Origin of the sequence: Streptomyces sp. 8N616, assembly GCF_052246385.1 — a bacterium.
Taxonomy (GTDB): domain Bacteria; phylum Actinomycetota; class Actinomycetes; order Streptomycetales; family Streptomycetaceae; genus Streptomyces.
This window is the reverse complement of the sequence record NZ_JBQQBY010000015.1, coordinates 33,752-47,958: the sequence shown is the minus strand read 5'-3', so window position 1 is coordinate 47,958 and position 14,207 is coordinate 33,752. Positions and strand designations below refer to the sequence as shown.

Below are 14,207 nucleotides of genomic sequence, written 5' to 3'. Positions count from 1 at the left end.
CACAGGCTCACCGGCGGCCGTCCCTCCGCCCATACCATGGTGGGGATTCCACGCGAGGAGGAAGCCGTGACCGACCAGCCCGCGCCCGAGAACCCCGAAGGCGACGAGCCGATCAAGCAGCGGAAGAACAGCCTCTACCCGGGCGTCTCCGACGAGCTTGCCGAGAACATGAAGAGCGGCTGGGCCGACACCGAGCTGCGCGACCTGCGGCCGGTCGAGCAGGCGCCGCACGCCGCGCGCCGCCGCGCCGCGCTCTCCGCCCGATTCCCCGGCGAGCGCCTGGTCATCCCCGCGGGCAACCTCAAGACGCGGTCGAACGACACCGAGTACAGCTTCCGCGCCGCGACGGAGTATGTGCATCTGACCGGCGACCAGACCGAGGGCGGCGTCCTGGTCCTGGAGCCGTCGGGCGAAGGCCACGACGCCACCCTCTACCTGCTGCCTCGCTCCAACCGCGCGAACGGCGAGTTCTGGCTCGACGGCCAGGGTGAGCTGTGGGTGGGCCGGCGGCACAGCCTCGCCGAGGCCGAGCAGCTGCTCGGCCTGCCCAGCAGGGACGTCCGCAAGGTCGCAGAGGAGCTGACGGCCCTGGACGGCCCGGTCCGCATCGTCCGCGGCCACGACGCCGGGCTCGAAGAGGCGCTGGCGGACAAGCTGGACGCCGACCGCGACGAGGAGCTGCGGGTCTTCCTCAGCGAGCTGCGCCTGGTCAAGGACGCCTACGAGATCGGCCAGCTGCAGGCGGCCGTCGACTCCACCGTCCGCGGCTTCGAGGACGTGGTGAAGGTCCTCGACAAGGCCGAGGCCACCTCCGAGCGGTACATCGAGGGGACGTTCTTCCTGCGCGCCCGCGTCGAAGGCAACGACGTCGGCTACGGCTCCATCTGCGCCGCGGGCCCGCACGCCACCACCCTGCACTGGGTGCGCAACGACGGACCGGTCCGCGCGGGCGAACTGCTGCTCCTCGACGCCGGCGTGGAGACCCACACCCTCTACACCGCCGACGTCACCCGCACCCTGCCGATCAACGGGCGGTTCAGCGAGCTGCAGCGCAAGATCTACGACGGGGTGTACGAGGCGCAGGAGGCGGGCATCGCGGCGGTCAGGCCGGGCGCGAAGTACCGCGACTTCCATGACGCGGCGCAGCGCGTGCTCGCCGGGAAGCTCGTGGAGTGGGGCCTGGTGGAAGGCCCGGTGGAGCGGGTGCTCGAGCTCGGCCTGCAGCGCCGCTGGACGCTGCACGGCACGGGCCACATGCTCGGGCTGGATGTGCACGACTGCGCGGTCGCCCGTACCGAGACGTACGTGGACGGCGTGCTGGAGCCGGGCATGGTCCTCACCGTCGAACCTGGCCTGTACTTCCAGGCGGACGATCTGACGGTGCCGGAGGAGTACCGCGGCATCGGCGTCCGGATCGAGGACGACATCCTCGTCACCGGGGACGGCAACCGGAACCTCTCGGCCGCGCTGCCGCGCGCTGCCGACGAGGTCGAGTCCTGGATGGCCCGCCTGAAGGGCTGAGCGGAACGCGCCCTGCTGCTGAAGCTGCTGAAGGCGTCCAAAGGTGTCCGAAGTATCAGAAGGCGTCGGAAGACACCGCTCAGGAGGCCCTCAGCAGAGCGTCTTCCCGCCACTTGAGGATCTTGTCGAAGCTCACCACCGCGCCCCGGCCCGGCCGGTTGCGGAAGTCGACGTGGTCGGCGAGTGCCTCGATCAGCCACAGTCCGCGGCCGTGTTCACGGTGCGGGTCCGCGGGGGCGGGCGGCGGGAGCGGCGCGCGCAGGGACGTGCCGTGCAGCACCCGGCCCAGCGGAAAGCCGGGGCCCGAATCGGTCACCTCGATACGGCACTTGTCGCCGTCCAGAAAGGCGGTTACGCGGTACGCCCCGGACGAGCCTTCCGGTGACGCGTCCCCGCCGTGCTCCACCGCGTTCGCGCACGCCTCGGTGAGCGCAAGCGAGAGATCGTAGGAAATGTCAGGATCGACCCCCGCCGCGTCCATCGTGCCGAGGAGCAGCCGTCTGGCGAGCGGCACGCTCGCAGCCTCGCGCCGCAGATGGAGAGACCACCAGATGCTCATGCTCCAGCCTCCTGGCTGCGGCTCGACATACCGTTACGTATTGCCGCCCATGCCCGCACATAAGCGCGGGATTCATGTGACTACGCTCATTCGGCGGATGCGCGGTCTCCTGCCGTCGGTGTAAAGCGGGGTGAGCGACGCGGACCCGTGCGCTGCTGCGCCTCCTGAACCGAGACCCCTGCCGTATGAAGCGGGTGGGCGCGATGGGATGATGGCGCGGCTATGTCCGCCCACCCGTCAGTCGGCAACCGCCCCCCACAGGGCAGCGCGTCCTTCCCGTCGGGCCCTCGCGCCGGCGCCGATCTGCGACTGCTGAGGGCCGCGGTGTTCGCCGCGGTCTGCGTCGTGCTGTCCGCGGCCGGGCACTTGCTTGCGTCGTGCGCCGGGGTGCCGCTGTGGACGCTCGCCACCGGATTCCTCGCGGTGTTCGCGGCCGCCGCGCCGCTGGCCGGGCGGGAACGCTCGCTCCCGGGGATCTCCGCGGGGCTCGCGGTCGCGCAGCTCGGGCTGCATGCGCTGTTCGGGCTCGGGCAGCACACCGTGGCCGCAGCGCAGGCGCCCCGGGCGGGCCGGTCCTCGGATGCGCTGATCGCTCTCGCGGTCCGGCTGGTGTGCGGCGGCAACGGCGTGCCCCCGCGGCTGACCCTCGCCGAGGCCCGGTGGATCGTCACCGCGTCCGGCATCGCGCCGTCCGGACGACTGCCCCACGCGACCCACGGGGTCGGCACCCAGGCGGCAGATCTGCATGCGGCGGGCGTCCATGGAGCGGGCCTTCATGGGGCGGGCCTTCATGGGGCGGGCCTTCATGCGTCGGACCTCCATGCGGCGGGCGTTGGCGATCACGCGGCCGGCGCGCAAACGGCCGCCCATGCGGCCGCTGCCCAGACATCCGGCGCGCTGGACGCCGCCGTCGCGTCCTCGCCCGTCCCCCCGTTCGCCGATCTCGCACTGCCCTCGCTGCCGATGCTGCTCGGGCACCTGCTCGCCGCGGTCGTGCTCGGCCTGCTGCTGCGGCGGGGCGAGGCCGCGCTGTTCCGGCTCGTACGGCTGTCGGCGCGCGGTGTCGCGGAAGGGGTCGCCGAGGGGGTCGCCGAAGGAGCGCTCGTACGGGCGTTGCGCGCCGCGATCACACTCGTACGCGCCCTGCGGGCCGGGTTGCCCGGAGCGCCCGCTGCCCTGCTGCGCGGCCCTCACGCGTACGAACACGGCAAGTCCGGGCCGCAATCCCCGGTCCTGGAGCACTCCGTCAGTCGGCGGGGGCCGCCGCGCTTCGACCTCGCGGCTTAGACGCGGCCCAGCACAACCACCGGCACCAGCCCGGGCGAACCGGGACATTCCGTCGGAAGTGCTCGCGCCGGCAGCGGCCGCACGCGCGCCATCCCATCCGACTCATCTGCCCGTGGAGTGTTCCCGACCATGACCATTTCTCGGTTCTCCTCTCGTATCTCCTCCCGTCTCCCCCTCGTCGGCGGCGTCGCCGCCGGAACCGTCCTGCTGCTGGCAGGACCGGCCTTCGCCCACGTCACCGTGCAGCCCGGCGAGGCCGAGAAGGGCGGCTACAGCACCATCGCCTTCAAGGTCCCGAACGAGAGCGACAGCGCCTCGACCGTGAAGCTCGAGGTCAACCTCCCGACCGACCACCCGCTGGCCTCGGTCATGCCGCAGCCGGTGCCGGGCTGGGACGTGAAGGTCACCAAGTCCAAGCTCGACAAGCCGCTCGAGATGCACGGCGAGAAGATCACCGAGGCCGTCACCAAGGTCACGTGGACCGCGAAGGACGACGGCAAGATCGAACCGGGCACCTTCCAGCAGTTCCCGCTGTCCGTCGGCCAGCTGCCGGAGGACGCGGACCGGTTGGTGTTCAAGGCCCTCCAGACGTACGACGACAACGAGGTCGCACGCTGGATCGAGGCGCCGAAGGAGGGCGGCGAGGAGCCGGAGAGCCCGGCGCCGGTCCTCGAGCTCACCGAGCCCGCGGACGGGGCGACCGGGCACAGCCACGGCGGCTCGGAGAACGCCAAGTCCGGGCAGGAGCAGGCTTCGGACGAGCACGGCGCGTCCGGCGGCTCCGAGGCGGACGAAGCCGCCGCGGGCGACGGCAGCGACACCACCGCGCGCGTGCTCGGTGTTCTGGGCATCGTCATCGGCGCGGCGGGCGTCGCCTTCGGTGTCATCGCCGGCCGCCGCCGCTCGGCCTGATCCGGGAGCGTGATCCGGGCGCCCGGGCCGCTCAGCCGGCCCCGGGCGCCCGACCCGCGCTCGAGCCACGGTCCGTAACCGAACCCACCACCCCTTGGGACTGCCATCCATGCGTAAAACCAGCGTGTTCGCCGCCGCGTTCGCCGCGGCGGCGGCACTGACCCTCTCCGCGTGCGGAGGCGGCGACGGCGGCAGCGAACCCGCCGCCGCGGACTCCGCGACCGCGCACAAGGCCGCGACCGTCCTCGAGCGGCCCTTCGACAAGCCCGACCTCGTCCTCAAGGACACCAAGGGCGAGAAGTACGACCTGATCGAGGAGACCAAGGGCCGCCCGACCCTGCTCTACTTCGGCTACACCAACTGCCCCGACGCCTGCCCGTTCACGATGAGCAACATCGACATCGCCATGCGGAAGCTGCCGGAGGCCGAGCGGAAGGAGCTGCGGGTCGTCTTCGTCACCTCCGACCCGCAGCACGACAGCCCGGAGAAGCTCGGTGAGTGGCTGAAGGCGCAGAACCCGGCCTTCATCGGGCTCACCGGCGACTTCGACACCATCCAGGCGGGCGCCCGCAGCGTCGGCATCTATCTGGACAAGCCGAAGAAGCAGAAGGACGGCACCTGGATCTCCTCGCACGGCACCCAGGTCCTCGCCTTCCTCCCGAAGGACGACAAGGCACACGTCCTCTACAGCAAGGACGCCACCGCCGAGGACTACCGCAAGGACCTGCCGGAGATCGCCAAGGGGCGTACGCCGTGAGCCCGGTGAGGACCGCTGCCGTCGCCGGGGCGCTGGCGCTCACGGCCGGTCTCGCCCTCGCCGGTTGCTCGGCCGGTTCCGCATCGGGATCGGGCTCCCGCGCCGAGCTCGAGGTGGCGGGCGCGTACGTGCCGCAGCCGGTGACGGACGAGGTGGCGAGCGGCTATCTGGTCGTCAGGAACAGCGGTTCGGCCGGTGACCGGCTCACCTCGGTCACCAGCGACTTCTCCGACGACGTGACGATGCACAGGACCGTCGGCACGACGATGCGTCAGGTGAACTCCTTCGAGATCCCGGCGGGCGGCGATCTCGAACTCGAGCGCGGTGGCAGCCACCTGATGTTCATGAAGCTCAGGCACAAGCCGGAGAAGGGCGAGAAGGTGTCCCTGGAACTCCACTTCGCCCGGTCGGAGCCGATCAAGCTGGAGGTCCCCGTCGAGGCGACCAACTACGCACCGCGGAAGTAAGGGACTGACGCCATGCCCACCGCTGCCCCCTCCGCGGTCCCCGTGGTGCCGCCGGGTCCCTGGTCCGCCGGGCACCGCCGGACCGCGCGCCGTACGACCGCACGCTCCGCGGCCCTGACGCTGCTGCTCCTCGCGGCCGCGCTGCTCGGCTCGCTGCTCGCCGGCGCGTCTCCCGCCTCGGCGCACGCCGCGCTGATCGGGAGCGACCCGAAGCAGGGGTCGGTGGTCGGCGAGGCGCCCAAGGACGTCACGCTCACCTTCTCCGAAAGCGTCGCCCTGTCCGGCGACGCGATCCGCGTGCTCGACCCGAAGGGCAAGCGGGTCGACACCGGCAAGCTGCGCGATCTGAGCAGCGGAAAGGTCGTCAAGTACGGCATCGGGCTGCACTCCGGGCTGCCCGACGGCACGTTCACCGTCGCGTGGAAGGCGGTCTCGGCCGACAGCCACCCGGTGTCGGGGGCGTTCACCTTCTCGGTCGGCGAGCCCTCGAAGACCTCGGTCGCGGTGCCGCAGCAGCGGACCGGCGGGGGCGTCGTCGGCACGCTCTACGGGATCGCGCGGTACGCGGCGTACGCGGGGTTCGTCCTGCTGGTGGGGGGCGCCGCCTTCGTACTGGCCTGCTGGCCGCGCGGGGCGACCGTACGGCCGGTGCAGCGGCTGGTCGTCCAGGGCTGGGCGGTGCTGACCGGCTCCACCATCGTGCTGCTCCTGCTCCGCAGCCCGTACACCGGCTCGGGCAGGCTCGTCGACGCCTTCGATCTGGCCGGGCTGCGGGCGGTGCTGGAGACCAAGCCGGGTGCGGCGCTGGTCTCCCGGCTGCTGCTGCTCGCGGCGGCCGCGCTGTTCGTAGCGGTGCTCTTCGGGGCGTACGCGCGGCGCGAGGACCCGAAGGAGCGCAGGGACCTCGCCTTCGGGGTCGGGGTCGGCGGGGCGGTCGTCGCCACGGGCCTTGCCGCGACCTGGGCCCTCGCGGAGCACGCCTCGACGGGGATCCAGCCGGGTGTGGCCATGCCCGTGGACGTCGTCCACCTGCTGGCGGTCGCGGCCTGGCTGGGCGGGCTCACCGCGCTGCTCGTCGCGCTCCACCGGGACCCGTCCGTCGAGCGGACAGCGGTCCACCGCTTCTCGCGGGTGGCCTTCGGCAGCGTGCTGGTCCTGGCGGCGACCGGGCTGTACCAGTCGTGGCGGCAGGTCGGCTCGTGGGACGCCCTGACCTCGACGTCGTACGGGCAGCTGCTCCTGGTCAAGGTCGGTCTGGTGGTGGTGCTGGTGGGCATCGCCTCGATCTCGCGGCGCTGGACGGCACGGCTGCCGGCGGCGGACGGGACGACCGGGGCGAAGGCGGAGGCCGAGGCCGAGGACCGGAGCGACGAACTGGACGAGGTCCTGGACGAGGAGCAGGACCAGGAACAGGACGAAGACCCGCACGAGGAGCTGGTCGAGGAACCCGCCACCGTACCGGCCGATCCGCGGCGCGCCGCGCAGCTCGCCCGCCAGCGCGCCGCCCAGGTCACCGCGCGCCGCAAGCGCGTACGCGACGCGGACCCGAAGCGCTCCGGACTGCGCCGTTCCGTGCTCGCCGAGGCCTCGATCGCCGTCGTCCTGCTCGCCGTGACCACCGTGCTGACCAGCACCGAGCCGGGCCGTACGGAGGAGGCGGTGCGGGCGGCGAACGGCGCGGCGGCCGCGCCGTCCCAGCGCCCCGTCTCGGTCAGAATCCCGTTCGACACCGGCGGCGAGGACGGCAAGGGCACCGCCAAGATCGACCTGGACCCTGCCACCAACCTCCTCCACGTCCGGCTGACCCGCCCGAACGGGAAGCCGCTCGACGTACCCGAGGTGAAGGTCGCCTTCACGCTCGAGCCCGAGGACCTCGGACCCCTGCCCGTGCAGCCCCCGCGGGTCGAGACGGGACACTGGTCGGCGAGCGGCGTGCAGATCCCGATGCCGGGCGACTGGGAGGTCTCCGTGACCGTACGGAGCTCCGACATCGACCAGGTGACCGAGACCAGGAACATGAAGATCGGCTGATGACGGACAAGGTCAAGGACCAGAACCAGGGCCAGGACCGGGACACGGACAAGGACGCGGGCTCCAGCGGGGCCGGGCGGGCCATCTCCCGGCGGCGGCTGCTCGGCACGGCGGGCGCCGCGGGCGCAGCGGGGCTCGCCGTGGGCGTGACGGGCGGCGTGATCGGGACCGCCGCCGCGACCGGCGAGGACGCGACGGCCCTCGCCACGGTCGGCTCCACCGCCGCCGCCTTCCATGGCAGGCACCAGGCCGGCATCACCACACCGCTGCAGGCCCGCGGACATCTCGTCGCCTTCGACCTGGCCCCCGGTACCGGCCGCAAGGGGGCTGCCGCGCTGCTGCGCCGCTGGTCGAAGATCGCGGAGGAGCTGATGGCGGGCCGTGCCCCGGCCTACGACACGGGCGTCGCGCTCGACGCGGGACCGTCCTCCCTGACGGTCACCTTCGGCTTCGGCCGCACCTTCTTCGACCGTACCGGCCTGGCGGCGCAGCGCCCGGCGGCACTGGACCCGCTGCCCGACTTCTCGTCCGACGCACTGGACGCGAGGCGCAGCAACGGCGACCTGTGGGTGCAGATCGGCGCGGACGACGCCCTGGTCGCCTTCCACGCGCTGCGCACCCTGCAGAAGGCGGCGGGAGACGCGGCCCGGCTGCGCTGGCAGATGAACGGCTTCAACCGCTCGCCCGGTGCCACCTCCCGTCCGATGACGGCCCGGAACCTGATGGGCCAGGTCGACGGCACCAACAACCCCAAGCCCGAGGACGAGGACTTCGAGCAGCGGATCTTCGTACCTGTCCGGGGCGAGCCGGCGTGGATGGCGGGCGGCTCGTACGCGGTCGTGCGGCGCATCCGGATGCTGCTCGACGACTGGGAGAAGCTGTCGCTCGAGCGCCAGGAGAAGGTCATCGGGCGGCGGAAGTCCGACGGCGCTCCGCTGTCGGGCGGCACCGAGACGACGCCGATGGACCTCGAGAAGAGTGAGCCCTCCGGCAACGTCGTGATCCCGGCGAACGCGCACGCCAGGATCGCGGCGCCGGAGACGAACGGCGGGGCCGCGATGCTGCGCCGCCCGTTCTCCTTCCACGACGGCTTCGGCCCCGACGGGGCGCCGGACGCCGGGCTGCTGTTCGTCTGCTGGCAGGCGGATCCGCTCACGGGCTTCGTGCCGGTCCAGCGGAAGCTCGACCGGGGCGACGCGCTGTCGCCGTTCATCCGGCACGAGGCGAGCGGCCTGTTCGCCGTGCCGGGCGGCTGCGAGCCGGGCGAGTACGTGGGGCAGCGGCTGCTCGATGCATGAGACGGGACACATGGGGTCGATCCACCCGGCTACGCTGGGCGCCATGTCAGCGAGCCGCTACACGTATCTCGGACCCGAAGGCACCTTCACGGAGGCCGCTCTCCGTTCGCTGCCGGAGGCCGCCACCCGCGAACTCATGCCGATGGTCTCGGTCCCGGCCGCGCTGGACGCCGTACGGTCCGGGGAGGCGGCCGCCGCGCTCGTACCGATCGAGAACTCCGTGGAGGGCGGGGTCACCGCGACCATCGACGAGCTGGCCACGGGCGAGCCGCTGATGATCTACCGCGAGGTTCTGCTGCCGATCGCCTTCGCCCTGCTCGTACGGCCCGGGACCGCGCTGTCGGACGTGAAGACGGTGACCGGCCACCCGGTCGCGCAGCCGCAGGTGCGCAACTGGCTCGCGGCGAACCTGCCCGACGCCCAGTGGGAGTCGGCGGCGTCGAACGCGGACGGCGCCCGGCTGGTGCAGGAGGGGCGGTACGACGCGGCCTTCGCGGGCGAGTTCGCCGCTCCGACGTACGGCCTCGAGCCGCTGGTCACCGATATTCACGACGCACACAACGCGGCGACCCGGTTCGTACTCGTCGGCCGTCCCGCCAGGCCCGCCGCGCGTACCGGCGCGGACAAGACCTCCGTGGTGATCTGGCTGGGCGACGACCACCCGGGCGCGCTGCTCGAGCTGCTGCAGGAGTACTCGGCGCGCGGGGTGAACCTGATGCGCATCGAGTCGCGGCCCACGGGCGAAGGCATCGGCCGCTACTGCTTCTCGGTGGACTGCGAAGGCCACATCACGGACCGGCGGGTGGGCGAGGCCCTGATGGGGCTGAAGCGGATCTGCCCGAACGTCCGTTTCCTCGGCTCGTACCCGCGTGCCGGTGTGAACCCCTCGGACGTGGCGCAGCTGCGGCACGGGACTTCCGACAGCGAGTTCAGTGCCGCCTCGGACTGGCTGACCCGCTGCATCGACGGCCGGGCCTGAGCGCCGCCTCCGCACCGCTCCACCTGCGAGTGTGGTTATCCACGAAAGTTATCCACAGGCGCTGCTCTCTGGCTGGGGATAAGTCGACACGACCACACGACATGGTCGACAAATCGGCGTACAGACCTCAGGTCTGCCCACAGGGCATCAGGTCACCCCTCGTCAGCCCCACTTCCCAGGTCAACTCTTTGGAGGGAGTCACTCCACCCGATTCCCACCCGAATGAGGGTGTGGCCGAGGTTTCGGAGGGGAATCCATCGCCCAGCACAGCGACGGACGGAATGATCAATTCCAATTTCCACAGATCTTCCTCACAGCCTGTGGATAAACTCCTTGATCCTCGACGGGCCTGTGGACAACCCGGACTCAACTTCCGCTCCGCGCAAGGGAAGCGGGTCAGCCAGGATGGCCGAACGCGCCCCATTTCAGCGAATGCAGGCCGAATTATTGACGACCTTCGGTGCCGAATTTCTCGATCGCGGCAAAACGGTCAAAATGGTGCGTAATGGAATATCGGGTCGAGCGTCGGCAGTGCGCACCGGTAGCCTGGTGGGGTGATTGACCTTCGTCTGCTCCGTGAGGACCCCGACCGTGTCCGCGCGTCCCAGCGCGCCCGTGGAGAGGACGTCGCGCTCGTCGATGCGCTGCTCTCCGCCGACGAGCGGCGCAGGTCGTCCAGCGTCCGCTTCGACGAGCTCCGAGCCGAGCAGAAGGCGCTCGGCAAGCTGATCCCCAAGGCCTCGGGTGACGAGAAGGCCGAGCTGCTGAAGAAGGCGGGCGAGCTGTCCGCCGCGGTCAAGGCCGCCGATGCCGAGCAGGACGAGGCCGCGGAGGAGACCCAGCGCCTGGTGCTCCAGCTGGGCAACCTCGTGCACCCGGACGTACCGGTGGGCGGCGAGGAGGACTTCACCGTCCTGGAGACCGTCGGTACCCCGCGCGACTTCGCGGCCGAGGGGTTCGAGCCGAAGGACCACCTCGAGCTCGGCCAGCTCCTCGGCGCCATCGACGTCGAGCGCGGCGCCAAGGTGTCGGGATCCCGCTTCTACTACCTGACCGGAATCGGCGCGCTGCTGGAGCTCGCCCTGGTCAACGCCGCGATCGCGCAGGCCACGGCCGCGGGCTTCGTTCCCATGCTCACCCCGGCGCTGGTCAAGCCGCGCGCCATGGAGGGCACGGGCTTCCTCGGCCAGGCCGCCGAGAACGTCTACCACCTGGAGAAGGACGACTTCTACCTGGTCGGCACCTCCGAGGTCCCGCTCGCCGCGTACCACATGGACGAGATCATCGAGGCCGACCGGCTGCCGCTGCGGTACGCGGGCTTCTCGCCCTGCTTCCGCCGCGAGGCCGGCACGTACGGCAAGGACACCCGCGGCATCTTCCGGGTGCACCAGTTCGACAAGGTCGAGATGTTCTCCTACGTCACGCCGGAGGACTCGGAGGCCGAGCACCAGCGGCTGCTGGACTGGGAGAAGCAGTGGCTGACCGGCCTCGAGCTGCCCTTCCAGGTCATCGACGTGGCCACGGGCGACCTGGGCTCCTCCGCCTCGCGCAAGTTCGACTGCGAGGCCTGGATCCCGGCCCAGGGCAAGTACCGCGAGCTGACGTCCGCCTCGAACTGCACCGAGTTCCAGGCGCGACGGCTGTCGGTGCGGATGCGCGACGGCAAGCACGTACGCCCGCTGGCCACGCTGAACGGCACGCTCTGCGCGGTGCCCCGGACGATCGTCGCGCTGCTGGAGAACCACCAGCAGGCCGACGGTTCTGTGCGCGTCCCCGAGGTGCTGCGCCCGTACCTGGGCGGACGTGAGGTCCTGGAGCCGACCGGCGCGTGAGTTCCGACGGCGGCTCCCCTTCCCTCCCGTACCAACTGATCGCGACCGACCTCGACGGCACGCTGCTCCGCGGCGACGAGACGGTCTCGCAGCGCTCGCGCGACGCGCTCGCCGCGGCCACCGCGGCGGGCGCCTCGCACATCGTCGTCACGGGGCGTGCCGTGCCCTGGGTCCGCCACATCCTGGACGACCTCGGCTACCGGGGGCTCGCGGTGTGCGGGCAGGGCGGTCAGGTCTACCACGCTGGCGAGCACCGGCTCCTGACGTCCGTCACGCTCGACCGGCAGCTCGCCGGGCTGGCCCTCGCCAAGATCGAGGCGGAGACCGGCCCGCTCGCGCTGGCCGCGAGCCGGGACGGCCTGGGGGGCGAGGTGCTGGCCGGCCCCGGCTACCGGGTTCAGGAAGGCCCCTTGCCAGTGGTGCCGTTCGAGGACCCCGCCGAGCTGTGGTCCGCCCCGCTCAACAAGATCTACCTGCAGCACCCGGAGCTGGGCGACGACGAACTCGCCCGGGTCGCGCTGGAAGTGGCGGGCCATATCGTGGGCGTCACGATGGCGGGCGAGGGCATCGTCGAGCTGCTGCCCCTCGGCCTGACCAAGGCCACCGGTCTCTCACTGGCGGCCCGCCGGCTCGGCCTGACGGGCGCCGACACCATCGCCTTCGGGGACATGCCCAATGACATCCCCATGTTCGGGTGGGCCGCGTACGGCGTCGCGATGGCGGGCGCGCACGACGAGCTGAAAGCTGTGGCCGACGAAGTCACCGCGTCCAACGAGGAGGACGGCATCGCGCTCGTCCTGGAGCGGCTCTTTCCCGCCGCCTGAGTCGGGTCGGCGCTGCACCGGGACCGGGTCCTGGCCTGCTCCGGCCGTGGTGCAGCGCCCTTCCCGTACGGATCCGCCCTACTCCTCCCCGGCCAGCGTGAGCGCCCGCAGCTTCTGGCCCGCGTACAGCGTGGCCGCCAGCGTGACGCCGGCCAGCAGGGACACCGCGAGCGGGAATCCGACGTTCGAGGTGATCAGGCCTCCGTCGGCGATCTTCTGTGCGAGGGCGAGCGCCCACTGCTGCACGCTCAGTTTCTGCGCGCCCGGCATCAGGCTGCCGAAGAGCGACTCCCACACCAGGGCGTAGACCAGGCCGAAGACCACCGCGTGCCGGGTGAGGGTGCCGAGAAGCAGGAACAGTGCGGCATAGGCGATGGAGGCCACCGTCGCCGCGGCCCCGTAAGCGACCGCGATCTGCTGGCCGTTGCCGTTGAGGAGGTAGCCCGCGAGCAGGGTGGGGAGCGCCGAGAAGGCGATCGTGACCCCGATGGCGACGACGAGTTTGGTGACGATGATCGTCGGCCGCTTCACGGGCTTGGCGAGCAGATAGACGATCGAACCGTCGTCGATCTCCGGGCCGATCGCACCCGTTCCGGCGATCACCCCGATCAGCGGCACCATCGTCGCCAGCGCGAAGCCGCCCAGCACGTCGGCCGCGATCTGGTCGTCGGGGCCGCTCAACGTCCGCACCAGCAGCGAGATGATCAGCAGCAGGGCGGGCAGCGCGAAGAGGATCAGTGCCCGGCGGCGGCCGAGCACGGCCCGGTAGGTGAGCCGGGCGACCGTGGGGTTGTACATCGGTTCAGGCTCCTTCAGGCCGCGACGAGATAGGAGAAGACGCTCTCGAGGGACTCGTCGGAGGGCGAGACCGTGAAGAGCCGGATGCCGTGCTCGCGGGCGACCCGCGGCAGCAGCTCGGTGAAGCGCGGAAAGTCGACGGCCTGGATATGCAGGGCGTTCTCCACCGCGTCGACCTCGATGCCCGCCGTGGACGGGTCCGCGATCAGCGCGGCGGCCAGCGCCCGGTCGTCGCTGGACCGTACGAGATAGCGGTGCGGCCGGTCCGTCATCAGGCGGCGGATCCTGCGGAAGTCGCCGGAGGCCGCGTGCCGCCCCGCCACGACGACCTCGATGTGGGAGGCGAGCTGCTCGACCTCCTCCAGGATGTGGGAGGAGAACAGGACCGTACGGCCCTCCTCGCCCATCAGCCGCAGCAGATCCATCAGCTGCATCCGCTGCCGCGGGTCCATGCCGTTGAACGGCTCGTCGAGCAGCAGCACAGACGGCTCGTGGACCAGCGCGGACGCCATCTTCACGCGCTGCCGCATGCCCTTGCTGTACGTGGCGATCTTGCGCTTCTGCGCGTATTCCATCTCGACGGTGGCCAGCGCCTTGCGGGCTGCCGAGCCCGGGTTGGGAAGGCCGTGCAGTTCGGCGTTGGCGAGCACGAACTCCTGGCCCGTCAGGAAGTCGTACATCGCCTCCCGCTCGGGGACGATGCCGATCTCCCGGTACACCTGCTCGTTGCGCCACACCGCGGCGCCGTCGAGGGTGACGGAGCCGGTGGAGGGGGACAGGAAACCGCCCATCATGTTGATGAGGGTGGACTTCCCGGCGCCGTTGGGGCCGAGCAGCCCGGTCACGCCGGGCCCGATCGTCATGGTGATGTCGTTGACGGCGACGACGTTCCCGAACCAGCGGGAGGCGTGATCGATGCGAAGTGTTGTCATGGGCGCAGCC

Annotated in this window: 13 protein-coding genes; 10 read left to right on the top strand and 3 right to left on the bottom strand. The window is 71.3% G+C overall.

What is annotated here, in order from left to right:
- Positions 1 to 36: 36 nt before the first annotated feature.
- Positions 37 to 1,521 carry an aminopeptidase P family protein gene (locus tag ACTWQC_RS15660; protein WP_443316288.1) on the top strand — a complete coding sequence of 495 codons (1,485 nt, stop codon included), beginning with the start codon at positions 37 to 39 and terminating at the stop codon, positions 1,519 to 1,521.
- 79 nt (positions 1,522 to 1,600) lie between these two features.
- Here ACTWQC_RS15660 and ACTWQC_RS15655 read toward each other — a convergent pair whose 3' ends face one another.
- Positions 1,601 to 2,080 carry an ATP-binding protein gene (locus tag ACTWQC_RS15655; RefSeq protein WP_443316287.1) on the bottom strand — a complete coding sequence of 160 codons (480 nt, stop codon included), beginning with the start codon at positions 2,078 to 2,080 and terminating at the stop codon, positions 1,601 to 1,603.
- A gap of 222 nt (positions 2,081 to 2,302) precedes the next feature.
- Here ACTWQC_RS15655 and ACTWQC_RS15650 point away from each other — a divergent pair, with 222 nt between their 5' ends.
- The 9 genes from ACTWQC_RS15650 (at position 2,303) to ACTWQC_RS15610 (ending at position 12,467) form a co-directional block, all read left to right on the top strand.
- Positions 2,303 to 3,367 carry a hypothetical protein gene (locus ACTWQC_RS15650; RefSeq protein ID WP_443316286.1) on the top strand — a complete coding sequence of 355 codons (1,065 nt, stop codon included), beginning with the start codon at positions 2,303 to 2,305 and terminating at the stop codon, positions 3,365 to 3,367.
- 129 nt (positions 3,368 to 3,496) lie between these two features.
- Complete coding sequence (locus tag ACTWQC_RS15645) at positions 3,497 to 4,279, top strand: YcnI family copper-binding membrane protein (protein WP_443316285.1); 783 nt, start codon at positions 3,497 to 3,499, stop codon at positions 4,277 to 4,279.
- Positions 4,280 to 4,388: 109 nt separating this feature from the next.
- Positions 4,389 to 5,036: an SCO family protein gene (locus ACTWQC_RS15640; RefSeq protein WP_443316284.1), complete on the top strand. Its 648-nt coding sequence runs from the start codon at positions 4,389 to 4,391 to the stop codon at positions 5,034 to 5,036.
- Positions 5,033 to 5,503, top strand: coding sequence for a copper chaperone PCu(A)C (locus ACTWQC_RS15635; protein ID WP_443316283.1), 471 nt, complete (start codon positions 5,033 to 5,035; stop codon positions 5,501 to 5,503). Before ACTWQC_RS15640 ends, ACTWQC_RS15635 begins: the two co-directional genes overlap by 4 nt.
- A 12-nt stretch (positions 5,504 to 5,515) precedes the next feature.
- Positions 5,516 to 7,534 (top strand): copper resistance CopC/CopD family protein, encoded by a 2,019-nt coding sequence (locus ACTWQC_RS15630; RefSeq protein ID WP_443316282.1) that lies wholly within the window; start codon positions 5,516 to 5,518, stop codon positions 7,532 to 7,534.
- Positions 7,534 to 8,832 (top strand): iron uptake transporter deferrochelatase/peroxidase subunit, encoded by a 1,299-nt coding sequence (gene efeB / locus ACTWQC_RS15625; RefSeq protein WP_443316281.1) that lies wholly within the window; start codon positions 7,534 to 7,536, stop codon positions 8,830 to 8,832. The genes ACTWQC_RS15630 and efeB overlap by 1 nt, the downstream gene beginning before the upstream one ends.
- Positions 8,833 to 8,875: 43 nt before the next feature.
- A complete protein-coding gene (gene pheA, locus ACTWQC_RS15620) occupies positions 8,876 to 9,811 on the top strand; it encodes a prephenate dehydratase (RefSeq protein WP_443316280.1) in 936 nt (311 codons plus the stop codon).
- Positions 9,812 to 10,365: 554 nt separating this feature from the next.
- Positions 10,366 to 11,643, top strand: a complete 1,278-nt coding sequence (gene serS, locus ACTWQC_RS15615) for a serine--tRNA ligase (protein ID WP_443316279.1) — start codon at positions 10,366 to 10,368, stop codon at positions 11,641 to 11,643.
- Complete coding sequence (locus ACTWQC_RS15610; protein ID WP_443316278.1) at positions 11,640 to 12,467, top strand: HAD family hydrolase; 828 nt, start codon at positions 11,640 to 11,642, stop codon at positions 12,465 to 12,467. Before serS ends, ACTWQC_RS15610 begins: the two co-directional genes overlap by 4 nt.
- A 78-nt stretch (positions 12,468 to 12,545) precedes the next feature.
- Here the strand turns inward: ACTWQC_RS15610 and ACTWQC_RS15605 are convergent, their stop codons facing one another.
- On the bottom strand, positions 12,546 to 13,265 hold the full coding sequence (locus tag ACTWQC_RS15605; protein ID WP_443316277.1) for an ABC transporter permease: 720 nt from the start codon (positions 13,263 to 13,265) through the stop codon (positions 12,546 to 12,548).
- A gap of 14 nt (positions 13,266 to 13,279) precedes the next feature.
- Positions 13,280 to 14,197, bottom strand: coding sequence for an ABC transporter ATP-binding protein (locus tag ACTWQC_RS15600; protein WP_443316276.1), 918 nt, complete (start codon positions 14,195 to 14,197; stop codon positions 13,280 to 13,282).
- Positions 14,198 to 14,207: the final 10 nt, after the last annotated feature.

What these genes read in the sequence shown, in the direction of transcription:
- ACTWQC_RS15630 (WP_443316282.1), top strand. Translation starts at nt 5,516, where the DNA reads ATGCCCACCGCTGCCCCCTCCGCGGTCCCCGTGGTGCCGCCGGGTCCC.
- ACTWQC_RS15650 (WP_443316286.1), top strand. Translation starts at nt 2,303, where the DNA reads ATGTCCGCCCACCCGTCAGTCGGCAACCGCCCCCCACAGGGCAGCGCG.
- ACTWQC_RS15600 (WP_443316276.1), bottom strand. Translation starts at nt 14,197, where the DNA reads ATGACAACACTTCGCATCGATCACGCCTCCCGCTGGTTCGGGAACGTC.
- ACTWQC_RS15655 (WP_443316287.1), bottom strand. Translation starts at nt 2,080, where the DNA reads ATGAGCATCTGGTGGTCTCTCCATCTGCGGCGCGAGGCTGCGAGCGTG.
- ACTWQC_RS15640 (WP_443316284.1), top strand. Translation starts at nt 4,389, where the DNA reads ATGCGTAAAACCAGCGTGTTCGCCGCCGCGTTCGCCGCGGCGGCGGCA.
- efeB (WP_443316281.1), top strand. Translation starts at nt 7,534, where the DNA reads ATGACGGACAAGGTCAAGGACCAGAACCAGGGCCAGGACCGGGACACG.
- ACTWQC_RS15660 (WP_443316288.1), top strand. Translation starts at nt 37, where the DNA reads ATGGTGGGGATTCCACGCGAGGAGGAAGCCGTGACCGACCAGCCCGCG.
- ACTWQC_RS15605 (WP_443316277.1), bottom strand. Translation starts at nt 13,265, where the DNA reads ATGTACAACCCCACGGTCGCCCGGCTCACCTACCGGGCCGTGCTCGGC.
- ACTWQC_RS15645 (WP_443316285.1), top strand. Translation starts at nt 3,497, where the DNA reads ATGACCATTTCTCGGTTCTCCTCTCGTATCTCCTCCCGTCTCCCCCTC.
- pheA (WP_443316280.1), top strand. Translation starts at nt 8,876, where the DNA reads ATGTCAGCGAGCCGCTACACGTATCTCGGACCCGAAGGCACCTTCACG.